This is a genomic window from Marinobacter sp. C7 (assembly GCF_022343555.1).
In the GTDB taxonomy this organism is placed as follows: Bacteria; Pseudomonadota; Gammaproteobacteria; order Pseudomonadales; family Oleiphilaceae; genus Marinobacter.
The window spans coordinates 17797-44114 of the sequence record NZ_JAKQZH010000004.1 but is presented as its reverse complement, the minus strand read 5'-3'; the positions used below and the strand labels follow the sequence as shown (position 1 = coordinate 44114).

The window sequence follows — 26318 nt, the reverse complement described above, 5'->3', positions numbered from 1 at the left end:
GACTAGTGAATGTACGCAGTTATTGTTAGCGGTGGTAAGCAGCACCGTGTAAAAGAAGGCGAAACTCTGAAGCTGGAAAAGCTGGAAGTTGAAACCGGTGGCACCGTCGATTTCGACCGTGTTCTGCTGGTAGCTGACGGCGATGACGTCAAGGTTGGCGCTCCGGTTGTTGAGGGTGCCAAGGTCACTGGCGAAGTCGTCAGCCACGGCCGTCACGACAAGGTTCAGATCATCAAGTTCCGTCGTCGTAAGCATCACATGAAGCGTCAGGGCCACCGTCAGTGGTTTACTGAAGTCAAGATCACGGGTATCAAGGGCTAAGCCCTGGAATTACCCCCTAGAGAAGGAGGCTGGTAATGGCTCATAAAAAGGCAGCAGGTAGTACCCGTAACGGTCGCGATTCCGAGTCGAAACGACTTGGTGTGAAGCGCTTCGGCGGTCAGACCGTATCTGCAGGCAGCATCATCGTTCGTCAGCGTGGCACCCGTTTCCACGCTGGTTCCAACGTAGGCATTGGCAAGGACCACACCCTGTTTGCGAAAGCAGACGGCCAGGTGAAGTTCGAAACCAAAGGCCCGCAGAGCCGTAAGTTCGTGAGCATCGTTCCGGCTGCGTAAGCAGCGGCGATCCGGTTCTGCAGAACCTTGGGTGGTCCTGATTTCCTGATATAGTCAGAAGTCAGAGCCATCCGGAGCCCCGCAAAGCTTCCTTGAGGCTGCGGGGCTTTTTAGTTTATGCGCAACGCGCAAAGGGTTGATAATGAAATTTGTAGATGAAGCCACCATCATTGTGGAAGCCGGCAAGGGCGGGCACGGTTGCCTGAGTTTCCGGCGCGAGAAATACGTTCCCAAGGGTGGCCCCGACGGCGGTGACGGCGGGGACGGTGGCTCCGTCTATCTGGAGGCGGACGGATCACTGAACACCCTGATCGATTACCGTTTCCAGCGTAAATACAAGGCCCAGAATGGCGAGCCGGGAGCCGGTCGAAACTGCACCGGTACCAAGGGTGAGGATCTGGTGTTGCCGGTACCGGTCGGTACTACCGTTGTCGACATGGATACCCATGAGGTTCTGGGGGATCTGACCCGTGAAGGTCAGCGCCTGAAGGTGGCCCAGGGCGGCTTTCACGGCCTCGGCAATACCCGTTTCAAGTCCTCGGTCAACCGGGCTCCGCGCCAGACCACCAAGGGTTCGGAAGGCGAAGCTCGTAACCTGCGCCTGGAGCTCAAGGTATTGGCCGATGTCGGGTTGCTCGGGATGCCCAATGCCGGCAAGTCCACGTTCATTCGTTCGGTCTCCGCCGCAAAGCCGAAGGTGGCGGATTATCCCTTTACCACGCTTGTGCCGAACCTCGGGGTGGTCAGCGTTCAGGCCCATCAAAGCTTCGTCATAGCCGATATTCCGGGGCTGATCGAAGGGGCCGCAGAAGGTGCTGGCCTGGGCATCCGCTTCCTGAAACACCTGGTGCGCACTCGCCTGTTGTTGCACCTGGTGGATGTGGCGCCGTATGACGGATCATCGCCCGCCGAAGCGGTCCGTGCCATCGCCCACGAACTGGAGAAGTTCAGTGAAACCCTGGCCAACCGCCCGCGCTGGCTGGTGCTGAACAAGGTCGATATGGTTGCGGAAGAGGATCGGGATGCCCATTGCCAGGCGATCATCGATGAGCTTGGCTGGGATGGGCCGGTTTTCCGGGTTTCCGCGATCACGGGTGAGGGCACCAGGCCCCTGGTTCAGGCAGTCATGCGCTGGATCGAGGATCAGGCCCAGGAAGAAGCCGAGAATCCGGAATTCGCCGAAGAAGAGGCGGCCCGCCGTCAGCGGATGGATGAAGAGGCCCGGGCCAAGATCGAGGCAGACCGGAAGGCCCGCCGTGCCGCGAGGCAGGATGAAGACGACGACGATGATTTTGACGACGACGATTATGACGTTGAAATCGTGTACGCACCGGAATAAACCGACAGCACAATCAAGAGACTGATTCACACATCATGAGCGAACGTGCCCAGTTGCGCCAGGCCCGCCGCCTGGTCATCAAGATCGGAAGTGCCCTGCTGACCAATGACGGCAAGGGGCTCGATGAGGTGGCCCTGGAGCGCTGGGTGGACCAGATTGCCGGTCTGATTAGCGATGGCGTTGAAGTGGTCATTGTCTCGTCCGGGGCGGTCGCGGTCGGTATGAGCCGGTTGGGCTGGCTGAAGCGCCCCGATCAGCTTCATGAGTTGCAGGCCGCGGCGGCGGTGGGGCAGATGGGCCTGGTGCAGTCCTGGGAAGCTCAGTTCAAGCGGCATGATATCCATACCGCCCAGATCCTGCTGACCCACGACGATCTCTCCGACCGCAAGCGTTACCTGAACGGCCGCAGCACGCTCCGGGCCTTGCTGGATGTTGGTGTCATTCCCATCGTCAACGAGAACGACACCGTGGTCACCGATGAGATCCGCTTTGGTGACAACGACACTCTCGGAGCCCTGGTGGCGAACCTGATCGAGGCGGACGGGCTGATCATTCTTACCGATCAGCTTGGTCTTTTTGACAAGGACCCCCGCAAGCACGCGGACGCCTGCCTGGTCACCGAGCGCAGGGCCAGTGATCATGAGCTCGATGCCATGGCTGGTGGCGGTGCCGGCGCCCTTGGGCGGGGCGGCATGCAGACCAAGCTTCGGGCAGCACGACTGGCGGCTCGCTCCGGTGCTTTCACGGTCATTGTCGGCGGCCGGATCGAGGGCGTGATGACCCGCCTGCGTCAGGGGGATGTCATCGGCACCCTGTTGTTGCCGGAGCAGGGCAGGGTAGCCGCTCGCAAGCAGTGGATTGCCGGTCACCTGCAGACCCGAGGCAAGCTCACCCTGGATGAGGGGGCGGTGCGGGTGCTGTGTCTGGGTGGTCGAAGCCTTTTGCCGGTGGGAGTAAAGGGCGTGAGCGGCCAGTTTCGGCGCGGCGAGATGGTGTCCTGCGTGGATGAAAAGGGTCGGGAGATTGCCCGGGGCCTGGTGAACTACGATGCTGATGAGGCTCGTGCCATTGCTGGCCGGCCCAGTCACCGGATAACCGAGGTGCTCGGCTACATCTCCGACGAGGAGATGATCCACCGGGATAACCTGGTGATTATCTGACTGATACAGCTGCTGGCGATGATCCAGGCACAAAAAAACCGGCTTGAAAGCCGGTTTTTTCAACTCCGGAGAACGCTTACGCGCTCTTCAGGGCCTTGATCTTGGCATTCAGGCGGGCCTTATGACGGGCTACCTTGCTCTTGGCGAAGATGCCTTTGTTGACCATGCTGTCCATAACAGGCTGCGCCTGCTGGAAAGCGGCCTGGGCTTCTTCGTAGTTGCCAGCTTCAATCTTGGACTGGACCTTCTTCATGTAGGTGCGCGCCATGGAACGCAGGCTGGCGTTGTGCTTGCGGTTCTTCTCGTTCTGACGAGCGCGCTTTTTGGCTTGCGGGGAATTTGCCACCGTAAAACTCCTGAAAATCTGAAATTCGTTACTGAATGAACTCGAGTGAATTCAAGATGAATTCGTACATCGCAGGCGCGCCAACTACCAGCGCGTCGAAATAAATGACGCGGAACTATGCCGCTGTACTCCTGAAATGTCAAGACTAAAACCCATTTCATGCGCTGTTGCCGCGGCCCTGTGCTAAACTCGCCGCTCGCTGACCGGAGCTATACGGGCCTTCCGCCTGTATGCGTAATTTCCGGTATGAATCGGCCCACTTACTGATCAGAGCCAGAATGTCGTCGGAACCGGATTCCCCTGCACCGAAAACCCCTGAATCCACTGCCCCCGGGTTGCTCCGCTCCTCCGGTGTTGTCGGGGTGATGACCATGCTGTCCCGGGTGCTGGGCCTTGTTCGCGATATGGTGATTGCCCGGTACTTCGGGGCAGGCGCCGGCGCGGACGCTTTCTTCGTCGCGTTCAAGATCCCCAATTTTCTTCGGCGTCTGTTTGCCGAGGGCGCCTTCTCTCAGGCGTTTGTGCCCGTATTGTCCTCGTATCGCGAGAACCGTGATATCTCCGAGGTGAAGCGGCTGGTGAATGCCGTGGCCGGCTCCCTCGGGCTGGTGCTACTGGGCGTTACCTTGGTGGCCATGCTCGGTTCGCCGGTGCTGACGGCGGTATTTGCGCCGGGCTTTTTTGACGACGACGTGAAGTTTGCGCTGACCAGTGACATGCTTCGCATCACTTTTCCTTATTTGTTGATGATTTCGTTGACGGCCTTTGCCGGCGGAATCCTTAACAGCTACGACCGTTTTGCGGTGCCGGCCTTCACGCCTGTGCTCTTGAATCTGGCGATGATCGGCGCGGCGATCTGGCTGTCGCCGGTGATGTCCGAACCGGTGATGGCTCTGGCCTGGGGGGTGTTCATTGCCGGTGCACTCCAGTTGTTCTTCCAGTTGCCGTTTCTGATGCAGCTCGGATTGACGCCCCGCCCGAAAGTGGATTACCGACACGAAGGTGTGCGGCGCATCCTCAAGCTGATGGCGCCGGCGCTGTTCGGTGTTTCGGTCAGTCAGATCAACCTGCTACTGGATACTGTGCTGGCGTCGTTCCTGCAGACCGGCAGTGTCTCCTGGCTCTATTACTCGGACCGGCTGTCCGAGTTGCCGCTCGGTGTTTTTGGTATTGCGATTGCCACCGTCATTCTGCCCAGTCTGTCACGCAAGCATGCGGCGGCTTCTGCCGACCAGTTCGCCGCGACCCTGGACTGGGCGGTGCGGGCGGTCCTGCTGATCGGCCTGCCGGCGGCCCTGGCGCTGGCGCTTCTGGCTGAACCGCTGATCGCCACCCTGTTCCACTACGGGGAGGTGACGGATCGGGACGTTACCATGGCTGCGCATAGTCTCCGTGCCTATTCGGCGGGTCTGCTGGCCTTCATGCTGATCAAGGTGCTGGCGCCGGGCTTCTTCGCCCGGGAAGATACCGCCACGCCGGTGAAGATCGGGGTCATCGCCATGGTGGCGAACATGGCCTTCAATCTTGCGCTGATCGTCCCTCTGGCCCACGCGGGGCTGGCGCTGGCGACTTCGCTCTCCGCCTGGCTCAATGGCTTCCTGCTCTGGCGTGGCCTGCGCAAGGAAGGGGCCTGGAAGAGTCAGCCGGGGTGGCCGGTGTTCCTGGTGCGTCTTCTGTTTGCCAACGCTGCGCTGGCCGCTGTGATCCTCTGGCTCAAGGCGCCGGTGGCAGACTGGCTGGCCGCCGGAGGCCTGGCTCGGGCGCGGGACATGGCTATTCTTGTGGCGGCTGGTGTCGGGGTGTATTTCGTCGCGCTGGCGGTGGCGGGTGTGCGGGTAAGACATTTCCGCCAGAGGTAAGGTATAATCGCGCGTTTTCTCACCAGTGCTCCTGTCGCGCAGGGGCGTTGAAAGCCAGCTGGCAACTGAAGGTTCGCATTACATGCGTCTGATTCGAGGCCTGACCAACCTGAAGCTGCTCTCGCGCCGGGCGGATTCGCCGTTGGCGCAGGGGTGCGTGGCAACCATTGGCAATTTTGATGGTGTTCACCTCGGCCACAAGACCATTATTGATCAGGTCCGGAGCAAGGCCCGGGAGCTCGGCGTGCCTTCATTGGTGGTGGTGTTCGAGCCGCAGCCCCGTGAGTTCTTCCAGGGAGATAAGGCGCCTCCCCGGCTGATGGGGTTCCGCCAGAAGTTCGAGGCCCTGCTGGCGGAAGGTGTCGACATCGTCCTGTGCCTTCGTTTCAACCAGGCCTTTCGCAGTTATTCCGCCATGGGCTTCATTGAAGACATCCTGATCCAGGGGCTTGGTGTCCGCCACCTGGTGGTTGGCGACGACTTCCGATTCGGCTGTGATCGTGCCGGCGATTTTGAGTTGTTGCAGAAGGTCGGCCGGGACGCGGGATTCACCGTCGAGAATACCCGGACCGTGACCCTGGATGGCGCACGGGTGAGCAGTACCCGTGTCCGTGACCAGCTTACCGTCAATGGCCTGGAAAAAGCGGAAGTATTGCTGGGCCATCCCTACCGTATCCGGGGGCGGGTGGTCTATGGGCGCCAACTGGGGCGCCAGATCGGTGCTCCGACTGCCAACATCCTGCTGCACAGAATGCCCGCCCTGCGGGGCGTATATGTGGTAAGCGGCAGGCTCGACGATGGCAGCGTCTACGACGGTGTGGCCAACATCGGCGTGCGGCCGACGGTCGACGGCAGGCGGCCATCACTGGAAGTGCACCTGTTTGACTTTGCTGGCACACTTTATGGCCAGCACCTTGAAGTCGTCTTCCGCCACGGCTTGCGGGACGAAGAAAAGTTTGATTCCGTCGAGGCCCTGAAAGATCAGATCGCGCGGGACATGGACAGCGCCCGGGCGTGGATCCGGGCCAACGGTTCGGCTCGCAGCACGCATTGAAAGCGCGGGCCCGAACCCCAAAAGTTTACTGACCAACACTGACCAAAGAGTGCGCACAGAAACCATGAGCGACTACAAGCATACCCTGAATCTGCCGGAAACCGCCTTTCCCATGCGCGGTAACCTGGCCAAGCGTGAGCCGGACATGCTCAAGCGCTGGCAGGACCTCGATGTCTACGGCACCCTGCGCAAGCAGCGCGAAGGCCGGGACAAGTTCATCCTGCACGACGGCCCTCCCTATGCCAACGGCAGCATTCACATTGGTCATGCGGTCAACAAGATTCTCAAGGACATGATCGTCAAGTCCCACAGTTTCAAGGGCTACGACGCTCCCTACGTGCCGGGCTGGGACTGCCACGGCCTGCCCATCGAGCATAAGGTCGAGCAGGAAATCGGCAAGGCCGGTGTCAAGGTGGACTACAAGACCTTTCGTCAGGCCTGCCGGGACTATGCCGCCAAGCAGATCGAAGGCCAGAAGGCCGACTTCATTCGCCTGGGCGTAATGGGTGAGTGGGACAAGCCCTATCTCACCATGGATCCCAAGGTGGAGGCAGGGATCGTCCGTGCCCTGGGCAAGATCGTGGCCAAGGGTCACCTGGTGCGTGGCTACAAGCCCGTCTACTGGAGTGTGGTAGGTCAGTCCGCACTGGCAGAGGCGGAGGTCGAATACCAGGACAAGGTCTCCACCCAGATTGATGTGCGTTTCACTGCGGTTGACCAGGCCCGGGCGCTGGAGTTATTCGGCACCGACAAGGGCGAAGGCGATGTGTCCGTGGTGATCTGGACCACCACCCCCTGGACCATCCCGGCCAACCAGGCGGTTTCTCTCGGCGCTGATCTGGAGTACGCACTGGTGCAGGTGGACGTCGGTCAGGGCCCTGAGCGCCTGATCCTCGCTACCGAAATGGTCGAGGGCATCATGGCACGCTGGGGTGTGGAAGATTACGAGGTTCTGGCGACGGTTGCCGGTTCCGCGCTGGAAAAACTTCAGCTGCACCACCCGATCTACGACAAGCAGGTACCTGTACTCCTTGGCGATCACGTGTCCACCGATGCCGGTACCGGCGCGGTTCATACCGCTCCGGATCACGGTATGGAAGACTTCGAGGTGGGCAAGGAATACGGCATCGACACCCTGAACCTGGTCAAGGCTGACGGCACCTATACCGAGGCTGCTGGTGAGTTTGCCGGGGTGCACGTCTACAAGGCCGACGAGCCGGTGTGTGCCGCCCTGGAACGGGAGGGCAAGCTGGTGCGTTCCGAGAAGTTCAGCCACAGCTATCCCCATTGCTGGCGGACCAAGACTCCGCTGATCTACCGGGCCACCCCGCAGTGGTTCATCAGCATGGACAAGCACAACCTGCGCGCCGACGCCCTGGAAGCGATCAAGGGCGTGCGCTGGGTGCCGGCGTGGGGGCAGAACCGCATTGAAGCCATGTTCGAGCAGAGCCCGGACTGGTGTATCTCCCGTCAGCGCACCTGGGGTGTGCCCATCACGCTGTTCATTCATAAAGAGACGCAGGAGCTGCACCCGGATTCCCAGAATCTGATCGAGAAGGTGGCTCAGGCTGTTGAGACCGGTGGTATTGACGCCTGGTATGAGCTCGACCAGAACGAACTGCTGGGCAGCGATGCTGATCAGTACGAGAAGGTACTGGATACCCTCGATGTCTGGTTCGACTCCGGTGTGACCCACGATTCGGTCCTCCGCGTGCGTGAGGAGCTGGGCCAGTTCCCGGCGGACATGTATCTGGAGGGCTCCGACCAACATCGTGGCTGGTTCCAGTCGTCCCTGAAGACCTCCATCGCCATGAACGGCGTGGCACCCTACAGGCAGGTGCTGACCCACGGCTTCACCGTCGATGGCAAGGGTCGCAAGATGTCCAAGTCCCTGGGCAATGTGATTGCGCCCCAGGAAGTCATGAACGAGCTGGGTGCGGACATCCTTCGCCTGTGGGTCGCCGCCACCGATTACAGCGGCGAGATGACCGTCTCCAAGGACATCCTGCGCCAGACCGCGGACGGCTACCGCCGCATCCGCAACACCGCGCGCTTCCTGCTCAGCAACCTGAACGGTTTCGATCCGGCACAGCACATGGTGGCGCCGGAAGAGATGATTGCTCTCGACCGCTGGATGGTGGACAAGGCCCTGCAGCTGCAGAAGGAGCTGGACGAGGATTATGGCAACTACGCCTTCCTGCGCATCTACCAGAAGGTCTACAACTTCTGTGAGGCGACCCTGGGTGGTTTCTATCTGGACATCATCAAGGATCGCCAGTACACCACCCAGGCCGACAGCCTGGCGCGGCGTTCCTGCCAGACGGCTCTGTATCACGTGGCCGAAGCCCTGGTGCGCTGGATCGCGCCGATCCTGAGCTTCACCGCGGACGAAATCTGGCAGCATCTGCCCGGCGAGCGCGGCGAAACCGTGTTCTATGAAACCTGGTACGACGGACTGACGGAACTGCCGGAGGACTCTGAGCTGGGCCGCGACTACTGGCGCGAGATCTACAGCGTGAAGGAAGCGGTCAATAAGTGCCTGGAAGAAGCCCGTGGCCGTGGCGAGATCAAAGGCTCACTCAGTGCCGAAGTGACCCTGTACTGCGAGGGTGAGCTGGCCGAGCGCCTGAAGCACCTGGGCGAGGAGCTGCGGTTTGTACTGATCACCTCCGAGGCGACCGTCAAGCCGGTGGCCGAGGCCGAGGGTGCGGAACAGACCGGCCATGAGGGCCTGCTGGTGCAAGTCAATCCGGCAACCCACGCCAAGTGCGAGCGCTGCTGGCATCACCGTGAGGACGTGGGCCGCAACGCCAAATACGACGACCTGTGTGGCCGCTGCGTGAGCAACGTGGAAGGCCCCGGCGAAAGCCGATCCTTCGCCTGATGGACGCTGCCATGACAGACAAGGCCGTCGGCTCGAAACTGAAGTGGCTCTGGCTGGCGGCGCTGGTCATTGCCATCGACCTGGGCACCAAGGCCATGGCCAGCGCCATGCTCACCTACGGTGACCCGGTGCCGGTGATGCCCATGTTCAACCTGACACTGCTGCACAACACCGGCGCAGCATTCAGCTTCCTGGCCCAGGCCGATGGCTGGCAGCGCTGGTTCTTTGTGGCCCTGGCGCTGGTAGTGAGTGTGGTGCTGGTGAGCTGGCTGCGAAAACTGCAGGCCCATGAAACCTGGACCGCCGTCGCCATCGTACTCATTCTCGGCGGCGCCCTTGGCAACGTCTATGACCGGGTGGTGCACGGCTATGTGGTGGATTTCCTGCATTTCTACTGGCAGGACTGGCACTTCCCCGCATTCAACCTGGCCGACACCGCCATCACCATCGGCGCCGGCATGATGATCCTGGATATATTCCGCAAACCCGCCGACGGCGGGGATGCCGAAAAGGAGTGAACGACACTCATGAAAGATTTGCCCGTAGACAAGGGAACCCGCGTAAAACTCCACTTCGCGCTCAAGATCAAGGGTGGCGACGTGGTGGATTCCACCTTCGAGAAAGCCCCTGCAACACTCGAAATCGGTGACGAGAACCTGCCGGAGAACTTCGAGGCCCTGATGATGGGCATGAAAGCCGGTGATCGTAAGACCTTTGAGGTCTCCCCCGAGAAGGGCTTCGGCCAGCACAACCCCAGCAACCTGCAGACCTTCAAGCGCCACGAATTCAGCGCCGACATGGTACTGGAGCCGGGCGTGGTGGTGTCCTTCGCGGACGCGCGCCAGCAGGAGCTGCCGGGCGTGATCAGCCGGGTGGAAGGAGATGAAGTGGAAGTGGACTTCAACCATCCGCTGGCAGGGCGTACACTGGAATTCGAAGTTGAAATCCTCGATGTGGAACCGGCTGGACAGACGCACTGACTATGCAAATCCGACTCGCTAACCCCCGTGGCTTCTGCGCCGGCGTCGACCGCGCCATCGAAATCGTCAACCGGGCACTAGATGTGTTCGGTGCGCCTATCTACGTGCGCCACGAAGTGGTCCACAACAAGTTCGTAGTGGACAACCTCCGCAACCGCGGCGCGGTATTCGTGGACGAGTTGGACGAGGTGCCCGACGACACCCTGGTGATCTTCAGCGCCCATGGCGTCTCCCAGGCCGTGCAGAACGAAGCTGCCCGCCGGGGCTTGAAGGTGTTCGACGCTACCTGTCCGCTGGTGACCAAGGTGCACATGGAAGTCATGCGCTACAGCCGCGACGGCCGCGAGTGCATCCTGATCGGCCACCATGGCCATCCGGAGGTGGAAGGCACCATGGGGCAGTACGACCACAGCAACGGTGGCGAAATCTATCTGGTGGAAAACGAGGAAGACGTGGCCAGGCTGGAAGTGAAAGACCCGTCCCGCCTGTCCTACGTCACCCAGACCACCCTCTCCATGGACGACACCGCCCGGGTGATCGACGCCCTGCGCGCCAAATTCCCCAAGATCCAGGGCCCCCGCAAGGACGACATCTGCTACGCCACCCAGAACCGCCAGGACGCCGTCAAACAACTGGCCGGTGACTGCGACCTGATGCTGGTGGTGGGTTCCCCCAACAGCTCCAACTCCAACCGTCTGCGCGAGCTGGCCGAGCGCATGGGCACGCCTGCGTACCTGATCGATGAAGCATCCCAGATTGATCCGCAATGGTTGGAAGGCAAGACCGACATTGGCGTGACCGCCGGTGCTTCCGCCCCGGAAGTGCTGGTGAATGACGTCATCGCCCGCCTGAGAGAGCTGGGTGGGGAAGAGCCTCAGGAAGTTGCCGGGCGGGAGGAGAACATCGTGTTCTCCATGCCCAGAGAGCTCCGGATTGATGCGGTCGAGGTTGAGTGACCTCGGCCTCGTTTGATCTCCGTCACATTTTGCTCGTCCTCCTCGCCGCTCATCTCCCGTAAAAGTCCGCTTGTCGCCAGAGCGTGGAAGCTCTGGTGAACGTTGTTTAATGTGCAGATACGTCATAATGGAAGTGGACTATGCCTGTGCGATCCAGTCGAGGCTTTACCCTCATAGAGCTCATTATCACCCTTGCATTGATTGCGATCATTGCAACCTTTGCCGTTCCATCATTTTCCCAACTGATAGCCAACAACCGGATTACATCTACAACCAATAACTTTATTGGCGTGCTCAATTATGCGCGAGCTGAATCGGTCAAACGGGGGCGATCCGTTGACGTGACGGCTTTGGCGTCTGCAGGAAATGGCGATGAATGGGGTGGCGGATGGAGAGTCTGGGTGGACGTCGGAACGGCCGGTTATCAAGCCGGAGAGGAAATCCGTGTGTTCAGTGACGTTCCTGACTCAGTCACGATTAACGGGCCTGATGGTGTGACCAATTTCCGGTTCCGCGCAAACGGATTTGTCGATCCATCTCCCGCGTCGGGCGCAGAGTATGGATTCCAGGTCTGTGATGACCGAACCGGTGAAACCGGGCGAATGGTTCAGATACATACCTCCGGGCGAATTCGCCATGAAACAGTTACCTGCGGATAGGAGTCGCTCGTGATCAGGTCACCGCACCGAGAAACCGGTTTTACGATGATAGAAGTGCTGGTAGCACTGATAGTTCTCGCTATCGGATTGCTGGGGGTTGCCGGGGTTCAGACTCTGGCGATGAAGCAGACTACCAATTCTCATGTTCGGTCACAGGTCAGCATTCTCGCCTACGACATGGTGGAGAGGATTCGTGCAAACCTCCCGGGGGCCGAGGGTGGTGAGTACAGCAATATTACAGCTGCGCCAACAGCTCCGAGTTGCACGACGTGTACGCCGGCGCAGGTGGCGGACATTGATGCGAGTCAGTGGTATGCCAGCCTCAACGGTTCAATCCCGGGGTTTACAGGAGCCTCGGTGACAGTTGCCAACGGCGTGGCGACTGTGACGATCAATTGGACCGAGCGCGATTTGGGAAACAACTCGGTCGCGCAAACCTATGAACTTGATGCCAGGGTTCTCCAATGAAACGGGTTTTCTCAAATCAAAGTAATCAACTCGGTCTCTCGTTAATTGAGGTGATGATTGCTCTGACTCTCGGGCTGATACTGACCGCGGGGCTAGTGCAGATATTCGTCAGTAATCAGCGCAGCTTTTCTCTGACCGCTGCAAGCGCAAGGGTTCTGGAAAGCGGGAGAATGTCAGCAGAGCTGCTGAACAGGGCTATCAGAAACGCGGACTATTGGGGATGTTCCGGGGGATTGGCTAACGCGGTGAACAACCTCGATCCATCCGGCTCCGGATTCGATACGGCGACCCTGGGTTTTGGTGAGGGGTTGGAAGGTACTGATAACCACAGCGGCTCTCCGACTACCGGAGAACCACCCGCGCTGGCAGGCACCGACAGCTTTATAGTGAGAGGTGTGGGCGGTGCAGCAGATATCAAGATCACCCAGGTTATGGTTCAGCCTTCTGCCGTCCTTCACGTCAATGACTCATCATCCATTGATCCTGGAGATGTCATCTTCATAACCGACTGCACGGGAGGGGATATATTCCAGGCTACAAACGTGAACAACAACGGCACTGTAGTCCACAACACCGGTAGCAATTCACCCGGCAATTACAATCCCGGTAACTGCACTAATAGCAGCGCCAATGCGCACTGTCTGTCCCAGGTCTACGACGAGGGTGCGGCCATCTATGTGCCCTATTATGAACAGTACTATGTGGGTAATGGTGCGAGCGGCGAGCCGGCCCTGTTCTTGAGAACAGGTCTGATGTCTGGTGCCAATGTTGGTCAGGTCTCCGATATTGAGTTGATCGAGGGCATAGAGAATATGCAGATTCTTTATGGGGAGGATTCGGATGGAGACGAGACTGCGGATCAATGGGGCGATGCATCGTCAGTCACGATGGAAGACGTCGTTGCCATGCGAGTGAGCCTACTCAGTCGATCGGTTGATGACAACGTTGCGCCAGATCAGTCCGATATAACGTTTGGTGGTGTCACCTACGGTGGCGATGGGCGTTTACGCCGGGTTTATACATTCACCTCGGCGATACGCAACAGGGTTGGAGGCTAACTGTCGTGACACCAAATATGCGACATCAAAGTGGAGCAGTGCTCCTGACCAGTCTGCTGATCCTGCTTGTCCTCACGCTCCTGGCGCTTTCGGGCATGCAAGGTGCGCAGTTGCAGGAGCGGATGACTTCTGCTGTGCGGGAAGGGCAGGTGGCCCTAGAGGCAGCCGAGTTTGCTGTTCGCGAAGGTGAGCAGTATCTGGAGGATCAAACGGTCACCCTGGGTAATTTCGGCACCAGTGGGGGGCTGTATACCCGCTCCGATGCACCGGATCCCATGGATGATTCGACCTGGGACAGCAATGCCAGCAACAGTATTGCTGTATCCGGTTTTCCGGGAACACTTGCTGAACAGCCTCGATTCTTCGTCGAATATATCGGGATTACGAGTTCCCAGGAGTCTCCAGGCGATCTTCAGATAACCAATTACGACGATTTTACCGGTGGTTCAAAGCCTCTGGGCTTCAGGATTGTAGGTTGGAGTTCCGGCAGAAGCGGTGAAACGCGCCGGATCGTGGAAGCTTACTATGGCACCGCAAAGTAATGCATAAGGAACAGACCATGCGTTTAAAGCTCAAAACTCTCGTCGGCTCGCTTGTTCTGGTGTTACCAACTGCGGGATACACCGCGCCTGTGGTGCCAGCCTCTCAGCCGCTATTTCTGACAGAAGCGGTCAAACACAACATTATGTTGGGCATTGACGACTCCTCCAGCATGGACTCTGAGGTCTTGTTCCCCAGCAACGATGGTGCGTTGTGGCTGAACGCTGATGGATCGTTTTCAAATCTTGACGGCACCTTTGTTAAAGGGCCAGATTTGCCCAAGTATACCTATCTCTTCCCCAATGGCGCTTCGTCGGATTACGTAAATGGTGCTGCTATAGTCGCGAATGATGGTCATTATGCGATTCCGCCGATACGGTCATACGCCTTTGCTCGTAGCTCGAGTTATAACCGCGCGTACTACGATCCGAATGAAACCTACAGGCCATGGCCCTCGTTTGGCAGCATCTCCTATCCAGAGTACCCCGGAACCCAGGCGCCTTTTGATCCAAACGAGTATGATGAAACCAACGCCGACACATACCTGAATTTGGTCGCGTCTGTTGATACCAGTCAGGAAGACACCCAATGGGATTTTGATATTCGCGACGAGGATATGGTTTGTGACAGCGCGGGTAATAGCAATTGCAGCGTTGGCGACAAGGACTACACCTATTGGCCGGCAACATACTGGGTTCTCGATGAAACTTCGGAATTCAGTTTTTCTCCCAGCCTTGTGAACGGCGAGTCCTTTCATGAGGACAACTCACGGCTGTTTGAAGCTGAGAATGCGACTTTCAAATCCAGTGGTAACGATTACTCCAAGGCGAGCACCAACAGTTCGGTAGCCCGGGGAGTCCTGGTTAACTCGGCATCGGCTGAGGATTACATCGCGACCAACGAGGGGGCGGCAAACGATGATCCAAGTCTGAGCTTGAGCTATGGTCAGGCCAGCTTCTCTTTCACCGTTCCCAGCAGCGGTGACTACCACATCTGGATCCGAAAGTTTTCCAAAGACGGCAACTCCGACTCCCTGTGGGTCAATCTGCAGGGGTATGGACCTTCCGATGATGTTGCGGTTAACCCCCTCACGATTTATGACGGGAATTCATTTGTCGAGTCTTCGGGAGAGTACTGGGTAAAGTGGTGGCAAGGTTTAACCCAGACGAATGATTGGTCCTGGGATAGGGTTGCCACAGGTAACCTCAGTGTTTCCACAACCTATACTTTGCGGATCAGGCCCCGAGAGTCCTATGTGCCCGTTGATCAGGTAATGATCACCAAGGTCGCTGACAAGTCGCCATCCGGCGCTTTGGCTCTTTTGCCAGCACCGCAGCCGGTTACACTCTCATGTTCTGGAAGTGCGCCAGGATACTACGACATTTTCAGGCGGTCTCCGGGAGCCTTCGACTTCCCGGGCGATTCTGAATCAGATTTTGCCCTCACTCCAGACGGAAAATGCCTCAAAAAGGTTGAGATAAGGAGCACAGTCACTTCTTATCCCTCTGGAAGAACCTATGCTGAGGAACTGCAGAACTTTTCGAACTGGTTCACCTATTACCGGCGCCGTCATCAGGCGATGCGTGGTGGCCTCGCGAGCGCGTTCCAGGGAATTGGGGGGATTCAAACCGGTGTTTTCTGGATTAATAACCAGAGAACGGTCGATATGTATGATCTTGATACAGTATCGGATCAGCAAGCGTTTCTCGGAGACATCTACAACCACGTGGGGAGCGGAGGCACCGCTCTGCGTTCTACCCTGAACCACGCGCGCACTCAGTTCCAGCGAACTGGCGAGAGCGCGCCAATCCAATACGAGTGCCAGAAGAATTTCACGTTACTCTTCACCGATGGGTATGCGACCGATACCGACTTCACCGGCGTGGCAAACGCCGACGGAAGTGCAGGTGCGCCATACCAGGATGCCTACTCGAATACCCTGGCCGACATTGCGTTCAGCATGTACACCGAAAATCCCAGGACAGATATTACGCCAACAGGGGCAGTTGCTGTCCCAGCCATTTGTGCCGATGAGACCCAAACTCCGCCGGCATCTGTCGACTGTAATGCCGATCTACACATTAACACTTACACTGTCGGTCTGGGCGCAAAAGGTACGATTTTTGGGCAAGACTACAATGTCGATGGGGAGTCGAAGACCTACGACAAGGTATCAGATGCGTATTCTGCAGCACCCTCCTGGCCAGATGTCGGTTTGCCCGCAGATGCTGTTCAGATCGACGATCTTTACCACGCTGCGGTGAATGGCAGGGGTGATATATACAACGCCAATACACCAGCCCAGCTGCAATCAGAGTTGTCTGCGACAATTCGGGATATCGTCTCATCTCTCGGTAGCGCATCAGGTGTTACCTTCAACAGTGCGACTCTGGAATCAGACAGCCTGATATTCAGTGCGCTATTCAACTCCACATCCTGGAGTGGCGATGTCGAGGCCCGCGCTCTTAACCCGTCCACGGGTGCGATTTCTTCGTCTCGGTCCTGGAGTGCTGCTGAGCAGCTTAGCGGCCAACAACCGTCCCAACGCACCATTCTGACTTACAGCAACACGGCCGCTGATGGCGTGCCCTTCCAATGGGCGAGTCTGGATACAGGTCAACAAGCTGATCTTGGTACCGATCCGAATGGTGATTCTGACTCCTTCGGCGAGGAGCGATTGGCCTATCTGCGCGGAGATACCAGTTACGACGGACAACAATTACGCAATCGCGACGGCTTGCTCGGAGACATCGTAAACTCCACGCCTCTGTTTGTCGGCGCACCTCGAATGAATTGGCCGGATGCTGCCCCCTTTGGTACTGAAGCTTTCCGCTACTCCGCGTTCAGGGGAAATGCGACGAATGTTGAGCGGACTCCCATGGTTTATGTGGGGTCGAATGATGGAATGCTGCACGGCTTTAAAGCGGTTGAGAGCTCTAGCAACGGTGGTGGAGATGAACTGTTGGCATATGTACCGCGGTCTATCTTCTCCACATCACAGAACGAGGGCCTTCACTACCTGACAGACCCGGCTTATCGTCACAGGTACTATGTTGACCTCTCACCTCAGGCTGTTGATGTTTATATGCCAGGAACCTCTGGTGGCACTCCCGCCTGGAGAACTGTTCTCATTGGCGGGTTGCGAGGTGGTGGTGCCGGGCTCTTCGCGCTGGACGTGACCAACCCTTCGAATTTCTCAGAGGCGAACGCAAGTGATCTGGTGTTGTGGGAGTTCGATGATACGGATCTCCCCCAGATGAACTACCAGCTTGAGCAGCCTGTTGTTGTTATGATGAATAACAATCGCTGGGCGTTGGTTCTGGGTAACGGATTCAATAACGGTGACGGAAGTAATGCGGCTGATGACGAGACCGGCCTTTTGATCCTGTATATGGACGGTGGGCTGGACGGTGAGTGGACCAGTGGAGCCAACGGAACTCCGAATGATTATGAGTTTCTCAAAGTGGGTGACACCGGCGGGCTAGGGGCTGTTAATGCCATCGATACCAATGGTGATCGAGTCGTCGATCGGATTTATGGGGGCGATCTGCAAGGGAACCTTTGGGTGTTTGATGTGACCGGATCCAATCCCGGCAATTGGGGGTCGGCGTATACCGGAAGCGGTAATCAGGGTAGTGCCGCCCTCCCGCTGTTCCAGACGCTGTCTGCAGATACGGATAGCGACGGGATCGATGACCGTTTCCAGCCGATCTCTCAGCGCCCGCTGGTGTTGAGGAACACTCTGTCGCCCGAAGGGACAGAGGGCGGATCGGGTGAAGACTACCTGGTCTATTTTGGCACCGGTAAATATTTTGAAAACGGGGATTTGACGGATACAAGCGACCAATCGATGTATGCTGTCTGGGACCGCGGCGATTCCCAGTTAACCCGTGATGATCTGCAAGAGCAGCTGATAGCCGAAACTGGTGGTTCTCTGAGAAACATCACTGGGGGTACCATCGACTGGGCCGGGGAAGTGGCGCGGGAGTATGGTTGGTTCATGGACCTTCCCGAGTCCGGGGAGCGGGTGTTGAACCCACCGAAGTTCCGGGGAGAAATCCTGTTCTTCGAAACCTATACTCCGAACAGTGCTGCCTGTGCCTCTGGCGGAACCAGCTGGTTCATGTCCGTTACGATGGATGGTGTTGATCCTCCTTTTGCAGTTTTCGATGCCAATAATGACGGTGTGATCTCCTCGGATGAGGGTATATATGCGGGGCAGAAAATCTCCAATAGCTCAACGGGTGCAACCGGTATCCTCGGAAATAGCCAGTACTATCAAAACCTGAACGGACAACCGGATCAGCGTGAGGTGGATTACGGTGAGGACACCAATCGAGCTGGTCGTCTCGGCTGGCGTGAGTTAATCGACTTTTAAGGGGATGTAGATGTACCGCATGAAGGCCAAGGGTTTTACGTTGATCGAACTGATGATTGTCGTGGCAATTATCGGGATCATTGCGGCGATTGCGTATCCCAGTTATCAGGAACAGGTGAAAAGCACCAGGAGAGGGGATGCTCAGGGTGCATTGATGTCCTTTGGGAGTGCCATGGAGCGCTACTACACACAGAACGGCAGTTACCTGGGTGCAGACGGCGGAACAAACCCAATCACTACGACGGCTACCTCGCCGCCCGCCAGTTTGTTTCCGGACGAGGCGCCTCTCGATGGCAATACCAAGTACTATGATCTGTACATATACGACCTGAAGGCCAATTCATACGTCTTGCGTGCAGTTCCGAAAGGGGCGCAGGCGGGAGATGGATTCCTCCAGTTGTCCTCAACCGGAGCGCGAGCCTGGGACAAGAACAATGCCAGTGGAATAGAGTCAGGTGAGGACACCTGGTCCAAGTAGCCCGGCGTTGATACAAAAGGGGCGCCCGAAGGCGCCCCTTTTTAGTTACATGTAATGGGATGTCCTTTATTGTCCTCCGGAACCCCGTCACCATCATTATCCTCTGACACTCGCACCCTCCCGCCCCGATTAACCACAAGCTGAGCTGCCGAGTTCATTTCCCGGCTCGAAGGGCACCAGACCATATTGCCGATCGCATAATTTGCAATCCCGGTTGGCATGAACCGGAAGTAGGGACGCGAAGCTGTATTCGCGATCCAATCACCGCCCTTGTGGGATTGAGCAACCCGAATCACTTCGGTCGCATCATTGAGTATCTTGTCGGACTCCGGATCCCGGAATACGGTGATTGTGCCGGACCAATCGTGGCCGCACTCACCGTTTTCATCGAGTGGGCATAAGGTGACGGTTTGTTGCTCCATAATCGCCGTATTTCGGGCGAGATTAATCAAGCCGATCATGTCACTGACCGCCGCATGCCGGTTGGATTGGCGGATGAAGTTGTCCATGGAGGGCACCGTAATACTGGCGATTACAGCAACAATGGTGAGCGTGACCAGCAACTCCACAAGCGTGAAGCCGCTGCACGAGATGTTTTGTCGCATCAGACGATTCCTTGTCCAGTTCTATCGATCTACTGGGCTTCCTGCCCACGGCAATCTTAAACCGGTTTCTTACTAATATGAAAGTGGGCTGTATTATTACCTGCTTAGATTCAGTAGTTATAGCAATGTAAAAGTTTAAAAAAATGGCCTTTTAAAAGGTTTAAGGGCACTGCTTTACCTAGCAAACTCATGACAAGGTGGGCTTTATAAAAGGGCATGTGGCTGTCCGCCAGAGTCTTGAGGGTTTTGCATGGCTTACTCACGTTCAGATGGCTTTACTTTGATAGAACTGGTCATCACGCTGGCGGTCCTCGCCATCGTGGTCACCTGGGCCATCCCCTCTTTCCTGACCCTGATCCAGCAAAACCGCCTGACGGCCACGACCAACCAGGTGCTTGGCGTGGTTAGCCAGGCTCGAAGCGAGGCGTTACGGCGATCCGATCGGGTCTGGGTCTCCCCTCTGGAGGGTACTTCCTGGACCTCCGGGGTCGCTATCTGGCGCGACGAAAATAACGATGGGACTCGAGCGGACTCGGAAGTCATTCGGCTGATTCCCGGGCCCGGAAATTCCGTATCGATAGCTGGTGCCTCTACCACGCTTGCGACTGCCCCCTTCGGTTTTGACGGCGGCGGTTTTGCTATCGACGAGCAGGCCTACAGCCTCACGTTTTGCGCAGATGATCTTCCGGAAGGGCAAATCCTCGAAATCAACGGCGGTGGCCAGATCCGGACTGAAAGTGTTGCCTGCGGAGGTGGCGGATGATCAGGCAACAACGTGGTGCCGGGATGATCGAGATCCTGGTCGCGGTACTGATCTTTGCGATCGGCCTGCTTGGGGTGGGGGGCATGCAGATTTTCGCGTTGAAAATGAATACCAATGCGGACATCCGTACCCGGGCTAACCTGTTGGCGGCGGATATGGTGGAGCGGATGCGAGCCAATCCGAGCCAATGGGATGAGTATCCCATGACGTCGGCCCAATGCAGCAGTGCGGTCTCGGCTTCACCCAGCTCGACGGATATTGCGGCCATGGATCGCAGTCTCTGGTGCCAGAAACTGGAACGAGAGCTGCCGGAGGGAAAGGGCGCCGTCGAGATGTCCAGCGGTGTTGTCACCATTACTCTCAATTGGCAGGAGCGAGAAGGTCGAGAGCTAACAGACGCCGATGGCAATGGCACAGGCAGTGAATTGGCTGAGCACGAATTTATATTGAGAGCGAGGCTGACCAATGCCTGACGTGCGGTTGCCTATGTCACCTGATCAGCGCGGCCTGTCGCTGATCGAGCTGATGATCTCCATGACCCTTGGTCTCATCCTCATGGCTGGTCTGACCCAGATATTTGTGACTAACAAGCAGTCGTTTGCCCTCAGTCGCGCCGTTGCCAATGTGCAGGAGTCGGGTCGCGAAGGCGCGATGATTCTCGGGCGGGAGATACGCAACGCCGATTACTGGGGGTGCGTGTCGGCGGCCACGTCGGTACAGAACAACCTCAATGCAGCCTCGGCAGGAGACCTGCTGGATTTCAGCCGTGGGCTGGAAATCTATCCTGATGCGGATACCAACAATGCCATCGTGGATGGCTCCCATGTGGTTCTTCTACGAGGGATTTCCGGAGCGCCTGAAGTCGGGGTGGACAAGGTCCCGGCAGCGGATTCGGCATCGCTGCATGTGACCGATGCCTCATCCTTCGCGGAGGGCGATATTCTGCTGGTTACCGATTGCGAAAATGCCAATATTTTTCAGGCCACCAATGTTAACGATAGTGGCAACGACCTGATCGTGCACAACACCGGAGGCAAGTTTGATCCTGGTAATGCGATCAAGACGATGCCCAAAAAATACACCGAGAATGCGAAGATTTATCGCCCCTCGGTAACGCGCTATTCGATCCAGGCGGACGATCAGGGTCGCCGGTCGCTGGTGGTCGAGAGGGCATTGCTAGCGAATAACAGTGGCAATGCCGATGGCTATGGCAATCCGGTCGAACTGGTCGCCGAGATCCGCGATATGAGAACGCTCATCGGTGTAGACACCAACGACGATCTGGCTGTCGATGAATGGCGTGATCCACCCGCGCCCAGTGATGCCGATGCCGAGGATGTCCTGGCGCAGACCCTCGCTGTTCGCGTCAGCCTGCTGGTTCGCTCGACGGACGACAGTGTGAGCGATGACCCGGTCGATGTCTGTTTCCCGGGCTGGCTGGCCTGCACAAATGCTGCCACCGGTCTTCAGACGCCCGCGGACAGTGCCCTGTATCGCGAGTATTCCTTCACCGCCAGCGTTCGTAACCGAATCTTCGGAGGTAATTGATGGCGCCGTATCCGAAGCAGCGGGGTGTTGCCCTGGTCATGACCCTCCTGATTCTGCTGGTGCTCACCCTGCTGGCTTCCAGCAATCTGGATCGGGTCACCATGCAGGAGCTTATGGTGAACGCCCAGCGGGAAGGCGATGTAAGTCTTGAGCTTACCGAGGAGGTTATCCGGGAAGCCGAACGCCGGATTGATGACGGTCTGGTGGTGTTATCCGATTTTGATACCAACGGCCCACTGTATGAGCCAGGCGCGGCGCCTGATTTTGATGATCCGGATGCCTGGGGAGAGAACAACAGTTTTGCCGCTACGACCACCTACAACGACTGGCTTGAATCGTTTGAGGGCCGGAGTATGCCGGTTCCCCGGTATTTTATTGAGCTTGTGGGTGATGTGGCCGGAGTCAGTCAGGTGACCGATGTGGTGATGGCCGGACGGCAGGATATGGTGACAGGCGCTGCCCGCCCGCTTGGATTCCGGATCGTCGCCATGTCCAGGGGATTCAGCGGAAATGCCCGCCGGATAGTTGAAGTCTATTACGCAGGTGAGCTATGAGCACGCGTTACGCAAGGACCATCCGCAATCTGCTGGTCGCCTTTGGTCTGGTATTGCCGGCCGCTGGGTACAGTGCTGACCTGAATCCGTCTCAAACCCCCTTGTTCATCAGCCAGGGCGTAAAGCACAACGTCGTGTTTTTGATGGACGACTCCCGGTATATGGATATGGAGGTGCTTTTCGGTGGTGCGGCCTATGGGCGCGCCGACGATGAAACGTTGACCACGTGGCTGGGAAACCTTATCCAGGAGACCGCACCGACCTTCGGTAATGAGGAGCTCGCGAGCTTCAAGGATACCGTCACCAACAGCCTCATTGGCAACGCCAATTATGGTTACCTCTTTGAGACCTTTCTTGCACCGGAGTCTGGCGGAACCCGGGAGTACAACGGTCAGCGGCTAAATGACGATTATCTGGTTGTACCGCCGATCAGTGCCTACGGATTCATGAGATCCAGCGCTTACAACCCCCAGTATTACGACCCATCGGTGAATTACGAGCCATGGTCAGGCGTGGGCTATACCGAGGCAGAGCTGGGCAACCCCCTGCTTGACCCCAACTACGAACTGACGTTCGAAGAGGCATCCACCACCGCGGGTGCGGCGTTTCTCGATGGCTTCACCAGTTTCTTCGAAGACAGTTGGTGTGAGTTCGCCGAGTGGTGGGCAAGCCTGGGTCTGGGGGAAGTTCCGGATTACTGCAATGAGAGCTACCCACTGGCAGAAACAAAGATTCTGCCGTTTGCTTTCTCCGGTGCTCTGGGTGAACAGCTTCGTATAGGCAACCAGACCCTGGAGAATGCCAGTACCATCCTGGGTGAAACCGTGAGCGGGAGTATGAGTCTGTCGGAACTGACTCGTGAGGGACTCGGGTGTACCGCTGAACAAATCTCGAGCAACCTGCGGGACCTATTAGGTGATCTGGTTCAGGACGTATTTTATCAGTGCGTGACGTTTACCCCCGCTACGTACTATGTCCCTGTTGAGACGGGTAGCTACAGCCTCTGGTTCGATCCGTTGAATCAAACCGTGGATGGCAGTTGTTCCAATCCGAACCCGGAAAACTTCGCGTCGTTGGTTGAGCAGTGGTCGCTGGAAAACTCACTGGTTTTCGAAGACTCCGACGGCAACTCTTTCCCCGGAGCACTAGCCCCGGATGGCCGATGCCTGAAAAAGGTAACCGTCAACGAAGAGAAAACCTACAACGCGGGAACCGACTACGAGAGAAGTTTCGCCGAAGAGATGCAGAACTTCTCCAACTGGTTCCAGTACCATCGTCGCAGACACCAGTCTGCACGTTTTGCCCTGGCTGAATCCCTGCAGTCCATCAGTGGGGTTCGTGCCGATCTGACCGTGGTGAATGACCAGGCAACCCCTGTTGCCATGCTGGATACCGATGACCGTAGTGCCAACGGTGATTTTGACACCCTGCTGGAGAAAGTCTTCCATGCCTATGACGACGTCCCTGCGACCAATGAATCTCCTCTGAGAGGCGCACTGGACTATGTTGGCACCCAGTATAAGCGCCAGAACACGGGTGCCCCGATACAGTACGAATGCCAGCGCAACTATGCGCTGATGTATACCGACGGGTTCGCCTCGGATTACGGTGCTGGTCAGGAAACCCTGGGAGATATCGCGTCTAACTATTACAGCGGGAACCTCAGGTTGGATCTGCCTGCAGGCCAGGTGAACGTCCCCGGTGCCTGTATAGATGGTGGCGACGATTCATCCCTCGACTGCAACTCGAACCTCCACATGAATACCTTTGGCGTGTTGCTGGGGGCTAAAGGATCGATTTACGGCAGGGAGGTTGATGGCACGCTCTATGATTCCGTTGCCGACGCCTATCAGGCACCCCCCACATGGCCCGATGCCAACGACACCACCGATCCGAACATCTTCAGTTATCAGTTGGATGATGTTTACCGGGCCACGGTGGCAGGCAAGGGTGAGATCTACAATGCCCGCCTACCGGGCGAGATCACGGATGGTCTGAACAAGGCGTTGGAAGATATAGACGATCAGTCCGGTGCGGCCGCGGCGGTGACCTTCAGCAGCGCAACGGTTGAGTCGGACTCACTGATCTTTAGTGCCATCTTCAACAGCCGCCGCTGGAGCGGCCAGCTGGCGGCCCGGGGCCTGAACAGCAGCAACGGTCGCCTGGTGCAGGACGCCAACGGCTCCTACATCGGCGGTGTGGTATGGGAAGCCGGTGCCGGGCTGGACCAGCGAAGTCTGGATCTGAGCCCCCGGCAAATCATTACCTATGACCCGGTCAATGCACAGGGAGAGGGCTTTGCATGGGCCAACCTGACATCGGCACAGCGCGCCGATCTGTTGGCCGGAACCGAAGCCATGGATTCCAGCGCCGCTGAGACGTTGGCCAAACAGAGATTGGCCTACTTACGGGGAGATCGGCGACGCGAAGTGCCCTCGGGAGAGTTCCGCCCCCGGGACAGCCGCCTCGGGGATATCGTTCACAGCGCTCCGGTGTTTGTGGATCGTCCGTCCATGGGCTGGCCCGACCGGGCTCCTTACGGTCTTGAAGGGGATCGCTATTCGGATTTCCGCAACTCCAGTGCCATCAGCAACCGCACACCCGTAGTGTATGTCGGTGCCAACGATGGCATGTTGCATGCCTTTGAAGGCACCCGTGCAGCCAGTGGCGGGAAGGAGTTGTTTGCCTACGTGCCCAATCTGGTTTTCAGCAGTCAACAGGGCGAGGGATTGCACTATCTGACCGAGCCGGGGTATCTGCACCGGTATTACGTCGATTTGACGCCCACTGTTGCCGATGCCTACATCGATGTCGGTGATGGTACCGGGGACTCGTGGCGTACGGTTCTGATTGGTGGCCTGCGTGCTGGCGGGCGGGGCCTGTTTGCCCTCGATATTACTGATCCCGATGGAGTTGCCGAATCGACAGCGGAAGACCTTGCCATGTGGGAGTTCGTGGATGATGACCTGGGGTATATCACCGAGCCGGTCAACATCATGCTTACCGACCTGGGGACCGGCTACGAGTGGGTCGCCGTTTTCGGCAATGGCCTGGACGCCCCGAGTGGCAGGACGGGGCTTTTTATTCTGCGCCTGGAGGGCGGCCTCGATGGTAACTGGACAGAGAATGCTGATTACTGGTTCCTGGAAATGGACCCGGGGCCGTCCGGCGGCATGAACGCCGATGTGAGACTGATTGACCTTGATGCGGATAACCTGGTCGATCGCATCTACGGTAGCGATCTGGACGGCCGGATCTGGGCCTTTGCCTACGACGCAGACAACGACGAGTGGAATAGCGCCTACGGTGGCAACAGCGGTCCATCGCCGTTGTTTGCCACGCCGGCTGGCCAGCCGGTTACCTCGGCACCGATGGTCGTCAGGAATGCGGATGTCGGCACTTCCGTGCAGAACTATCCGAATCTGCTGGTTCTGTTCGGAACGGGGCGGTATCTGACCCAAAGCGATATTACCAGCGAGCAGGCCACCCAATCGTTCTACGCGATATGGGATTCCGGTGTGGCGCAAGCCAACTGGAAGGGAGCATTGCTGGAGCGTGATATCACGGAAACCTCCACGGAGGACGGTATTGTTCGAAACCTCAGCGATGACGCTATTGTCTGGAATGACAAGAATAATGAGCATCTTGGCTGGTATATCGACTTCGATACCCGCGCCGGAGAGCGAGTGGTGATGATGCCGCAGGTCCGCGGCTCTACCATTCTCTTCAACACCACCATCCCACCCACCAACGACTGCGCATCGAACGGCGCCAGTTTCCGGATGCTGGTCGACCTGGACGGCACCGATCCGGATCGTCAGGTCTTTGATACCAATGGTGATGGTGTCGTGAACAACCAGGACCAGCTGGCGTCGGGCTTCTATTACACCGGAGGGATTCTGTCCATGTCCCGCATACTGGGCAACGTGATGTTCGACAACACGGCGGGCGGAACCGGGCAGCTGGACGACTTCACCAACGAGAATGTTGTCGATTTCGGTGACCAGACACTGAGGGGCAGGCTGGGCTGGCGCGAGTTGATCAGCCGATAGGGTATCGCCCCTGTCCGCTG

At 57.7% G+C, this 26318-nt stretch carries 23 protein-coding genes; 21 read left to right on the top strand and 2 right to left on the bottom strand.

Going from position 1 to position 26318, the window contains the following annotated elements:
- The first annotated feature begins 9 nt into the window (after positions 1–9).
- From rplU to proB, 4 genes are all read left to right on the top strand, one after another.
- Positions 10–321 carry a 50S ribosomal protein L21 gene (rplU, locus tag MD273_RS16335; protein ID WP_239038877.1) on the top strand — a complete coding sequence of 104 codons (312 nt, stop codon included), beginning with the start codon at positions 10–12 and terminating at the stop codon, positions 319–321.
- Between the two features lie 35 nt (positions 322–356).
- Positions 357–617, top strand: coding sequence for a 50S ribosomal protein L27 (rpmA, locus tag MD273_RS16330; RefSeq protein WP_239038876.1), 261 nt, complete (start codon positions 357–359; stop codon positions 615–617).
- 142 nt (positions 618–759) lie between these two features.
- Positions 760–1956, top strand: a complete 1197-nt coding sequence (gene cgtA / locus MD273_RS16325; RefSeq protein WP_239038875.1) for an Obg family GTPase CgtA — start codon at positions 760–762, stop codon at positions 1954–1956.
- 35 nt (positions 1957–1991) lie between these two features.
- Positions 1992–3116 carry a glutamate 5-kinase gene (proB, locus tag MD273_RS16320; protein ID WP_239038874.1) on the top strand — a complete coding sequence of 375 codons (1125 nt, stop codon included), beginning with the start codon at positions 1992–1994 and terminating at the stop codon, positions 3114–3116.
- Between the two features lie 76 nt (positions 3117–3192).
- On the opposite strand, the gene rpsT is transcribed toward proB, so the two are convergent.
- Positions 3193–3462 carry a 30S ribosomal protein S20 gene (gene rpsT / locus MD273_RS16315; protein WP_239038873.1) on the bottom strand — a complete coding sequence of 90 codons (270 nt, stop codon included), beginning with the start codon at positions 3460–3462 and terminating at the stop codon, positions 3193–3195.
- Between the two features lie 278 nt (positions 3463–3740).
- On the opposite strand from rpsT, the gene murJ reads away from it, so the two are divergent.
- The 12 genes from murJ (at position 3741) to MD273_RS16255 (ending at position 18776) form a co-directional block, all read left to right on the top strand.
- The gene (gene murJ, locus MD273_RS16310; RefSeq protein WP_239038872.1) at positions 3741–5321 is read left to right on the top strand and encodes a murein biosynthesis integral membrane protein MurJ; all 1581 of its coding nucleotides are present in this window, start codon (positions 3741–3743) and stop codon (positions 5319–5321) included.
- Between the two features lie 82 nt (positions 5322–5403).
- Complete coding sequence (gene ribF, locus MD273_RS16305; protein WP_239038871.1) at positions 5404–6375, top strand: bifunctional riboflavin kinase/FAD synthetase; 972 nt, start codon at positions 5404–5406, stop codon at positions 6373–6375.
- Positions 6376–6439: 64 nt separating this feature from the next.
- Positions 6440–9259 (top strand): isoleucine--tRNA ligase, encoded by a 2820-nt coding sequence (gene ileS / locus MD273_RS16300; protein ID WP_239038870.1) that lies wholly within the window; start codon positions 6440–6442, stop codon positions 9257–9259.
- Positions 9259–9777: a signal peptidase II gene (lspA, locus tag MD273_RS16295; protein ID WP_239038869.1), complete on the top strand. Its 519-nt coding sequence runs from the start codon at positions 9259–9261 to the stop codon at positions 9775–9777. Before ileS ends, lspA begins: the two co-directional genes overlap by 1 nt.
- Before the next feature lie 9 nt (positions 9778–9786).
- Entirely contained in the window at positions 9787–10239 is a 453-nt protein-coding gene (fkpB, locus tag MD273_RS16290) for an FKBP-type peptidyl-prolyl cis-trans isomerase (protein ID WP_239038868.1), read from the top strand.
- 2 nt (positions 10240–10241) lie between these two features.
- Positions 10242–11195: a 4-hydroxy-3-methylbut-2-enyl diphosphate reductase gene (gene ispH, locus MD273_RS16285; protein WP_239038867.1), complete on the top strand. Its 954-nt coding sequence runs from the start codon at positions 10242–10244 to the stop codon at positions 11193–11195.
- A 140-nt stretch (positions 11196–11335) separates the two neighbouring features.
- Positions 11336–11854 (top strand): GspH/FimT family pseudopilin, encoded by a 519-nt coding sequence (locus MD273_RS16280; protein WP_239038866.1) that lies wholly within the window; start codon positions 11336–11338, stop codon positions 11852–11854.
- Positions 11855–11863: 9 nt separating this feature from the next.
- Positions 11864–12322, top strand: coding sequence for a type IV pilus modification protein PilV (gene pilV, locus MD273_RS16275; protein ID WP_239038865.1), 459 nt, complete (start codon positions 11864–11866; stop codon positions 12320–12322).
- A complete protein-coding gene (locus tag MD273_RS16270) occupies positions 12319–13380 on the top strand; it encodes a PilW family protein (RefSeq protein WP_239038864.1) in 1062 nt (353 codons plus the stop codon). Before pilV (MD273_RS16275) ends, MD273_RS16270 begins: the two co-directional genes overlap by 4 nt.
- 5 nt (positions 13381–13385) lie before the next feature.
- A complete protein-coding gene (locus MD273_RS16265) occupies positions 13386–13922 on the top strand; it encodes a pilus assembly PilX family protein (RefSeq protein ID WP_239038863.1) in 537 nt (178 codons plus the stop codon).
- Between the two features lie 17 nt (positions 13923–13939).
- Complete coding sequence (locus MD273_RS16260) at positions 13940–18298, top strand: pilus assembly protein (protein ID WP_239038862.1); 4359 nt, start codon at positions 13940–13942, stop codon at positions 18296–18298.
- 10 nt (positions 18299–18308) lie between these two features.
- On the top strand, positions 18309–18776 hold the full coding sequence (locus tag MD273_RS16255) for a type IV pilin protein (RefSeq protein WP_502846069.1): 468 nt from the start codon (positions 18309–18311) through the stop codon (positions 18774–18776).
- Between the two features lie 41 nt (positions 18777–18817).
- Here MD273_RS16255 and MD273_RS16250 read toward each other — a convergent pair whose 3' ends face one another.
- A complete protein-coding gene (locus tag MD273_RS16250; protein ID WP_239038861.1) occupies positions 18818–19381 on the bottom strand; it encodes a GspH/FimT family pseudopilin in 564 nt (187 codons plus the stop codon).
- A gap of 250 nt (positions 19382–19631) precedes the next feature.
- Here MD273_RS16250 and MD273_RS16245 point away from each other — a divergent pair, with 250 nt between their 5' ends.
- The 5 genes from MD273_RS16245 to MD273_RS16225 are packed head-to-tail and all read left to right on the top strand — an operon-like array spanning position 19632 to position 26298.
- Positions 19632–20144, top strand: a complete 513-nt coding sequence (locus MD273_RS16245) for a GspH/FimT family pseudopilin (RefSeq protein WP_239038860.1) — start codon at positions 19632–19634, stop codon at positions 20142–20144.
- A complete protein-coding gene (gene pilV / locus MD273_RS16240; protein ID WP_239038859.1) occupies positions 20141–20617 on the top strand; it encodes a type IV pilus modification protein PilV in 477 nt (158 codons plus the stop codon). The genes MD273_RS16245 and pilV (MD273_RS16240) overlap by 4 nt, the downstream gene beginning before the upstream one ends.
- A gap of 13 nt (positions 20618–20630) precedes the next feature.
- Positions 20631–21692 (top strand): PilW family protein, encoded by a 1062-nt coding sequence (locus tag MD273_RS16235; protein WP_239038858.1) that lies wholly within the window; start codon positions 20631–20633, stop codon positions 21690–21692.
- The gene (locus MD273_RS16230) at positions 21692–22246 is read left to right on the top strand and encodes a pilus assembly PilX family protein (RefSeq protein WP_239038857.1); all 555 of its coding nucleotides are present in this window, start codon (positions 21692–21694) and stop codon (positions 22244–22246) included. Before MD273_RS16235 ends, MD273_RS16230 begins: the two co-directional genes overlap by 1 nt.
- Positions 22243–26298 (top strand): pilus assembly protein, encoded by a 4056-nt coding sequence (locus MD273_RS16225; protein ID WP_239038856.1) that lies wholly within the window; start codon positions 22243–22245, stop codon positions 26296–26298. The genes MD273_RS16230 and MD273_RS16225 overlap by 4 nt, the downstream gene beginning before the upstream one ends.
- The last annotated feature ends 20 nt before the right edge of the window (positions 26299–26318 follow it).

Bases quoted from the DNA above. Each gene is read 5' to 3' on its own strand.
- MD273_RS16255 (WP_502846069.1), top strand. From the start codon at position 18,309: ATGTACCGCATGAAGGCCAAGGGTTTTACGTTGATCGAACTGATGATT.
- MD273_RS16270 (WP_239038864.1), top strand. From the start codon at position 12,319: ATGAAACGGGTTTTCTCAAATCAAAGTAATCAACTCGGTCTCTCGTTA.
- MD273_RS16245 (WP_239038860.1), top strand. From the start codon at position 19,632: ATGGCTTACTCACGTTCAGATGGCTTTACTTTGATAGAACTGGTCATC.
- MD273_RS16250 (WP_239038861.1), bottom strand. From the start codon at position 19,381: ATGCGACAAAACATCTCGTGCAGCGGCTTCACGCTTGTGGAGTTGCTG.
- MD273_RS16280 (WP_239038866.1), top strand. From the start codon at position 11,336: ATGCCTGTGCGATCCAGTCGAGGCTTTACCCTCATAGAGCTCATTATC.
- MD273_RS16235 (WP_239038858.1), top strand. From the start codon at position 20,631: ATGTCACCTGATCAGCGCGGCCTGTCGCTGATCGAGCTGATGATCTCC.
- ispH (WP_239038867.1), top strand. From the start codon at position 10,242: ATGCAAATCCGACTCGCTAACCCCCGTGGCTTCTGCGCCGGCGTCGAC.
- rpmA (WP_239038876.1), top strand. From the start codon at position 357: ATGGCTCATAAAAAGGCAGCAGGTAGTACCCGTAACGGTCGCGATTCC.
- MD273_RS16230 (WP_239038857.1), top strand. From the start codon at position 21,692: ATGGCGCCGTATCCGAAGCAGCGGGGTGTTGCCCTGGTCATGACCCTC.
- ileS (WP_239038870.1), top strand. From the start codon at position 6,440: ATGAGCGACTACAAGCATACCCTGAATCTGCCGGAAACCGCCTTTCCC.
- lspA (WP_239038869.1), top strand. From the start codon at position 9,259: ATGGACGCTGCCATGACAGACAAGGCCGTCGGCTCGAAACTGAAGTGG.
- proB (WP_239038874.1), top strand. From the start codon at position 1,992: ATGAGCGAACGTGCCCAGTTGCGCCAGGCCCGCCGCCTGGTCATCAAG.
- murJ (WP_239038872.1), top strand. From the start codon at position 3,741: ATGTCGTCGGAACCGGATTCCCCTGCACCGAAAACCCCTGAATCCACT.
- fkpB (WP_239038868.1), top strand. From the start codon at position 9,787: ATGAAAGATTTGCCCGTAGACAAGGGAACCCGCGTAAAACTCCACTTC.
- MD273_RS16225 (WP_239038856.1), top strand. From the start codon at position 22,243: ATGAGCACGCGTTACGCAAGGACCATCCGCAATCTGCTGGTCGCCTTT.
- cgtA (WP_239038875.1), top strand. From the start codon at position 760: ATGAAATTTGTAGATGAAGCCACCATCATTGTGGAAGCCGGCAAGGGC.
- ribF (WP_239038871.1), top strand. From the start codon at position 5,404: ATGCGTCTGATTCGAGGCCTGACCAACCTGAAGCTGCTCTCGCGCCGG.
- MD273_RS16260 (WP_239038862.1), top strand. From the start codon at position 13,940: ATGCGTTTAAAGCTCAAAACTCTCGTCGGCTCGCTTGTTCTGGTGTTA.
- pilV (WP_239038859.1), top strand. From the start codon at position 20,141: ATGATCAGGCAACAACGTGGTGCCGGGATGATCGAGATCCTGGTCGCG.
- rplU (WP_239038877.1), top strand. From the start codon at position 10: ATGTACGCAGTTATTGTTAGCGGTGGTAAGCAGCACCGTGTAAAAGAA.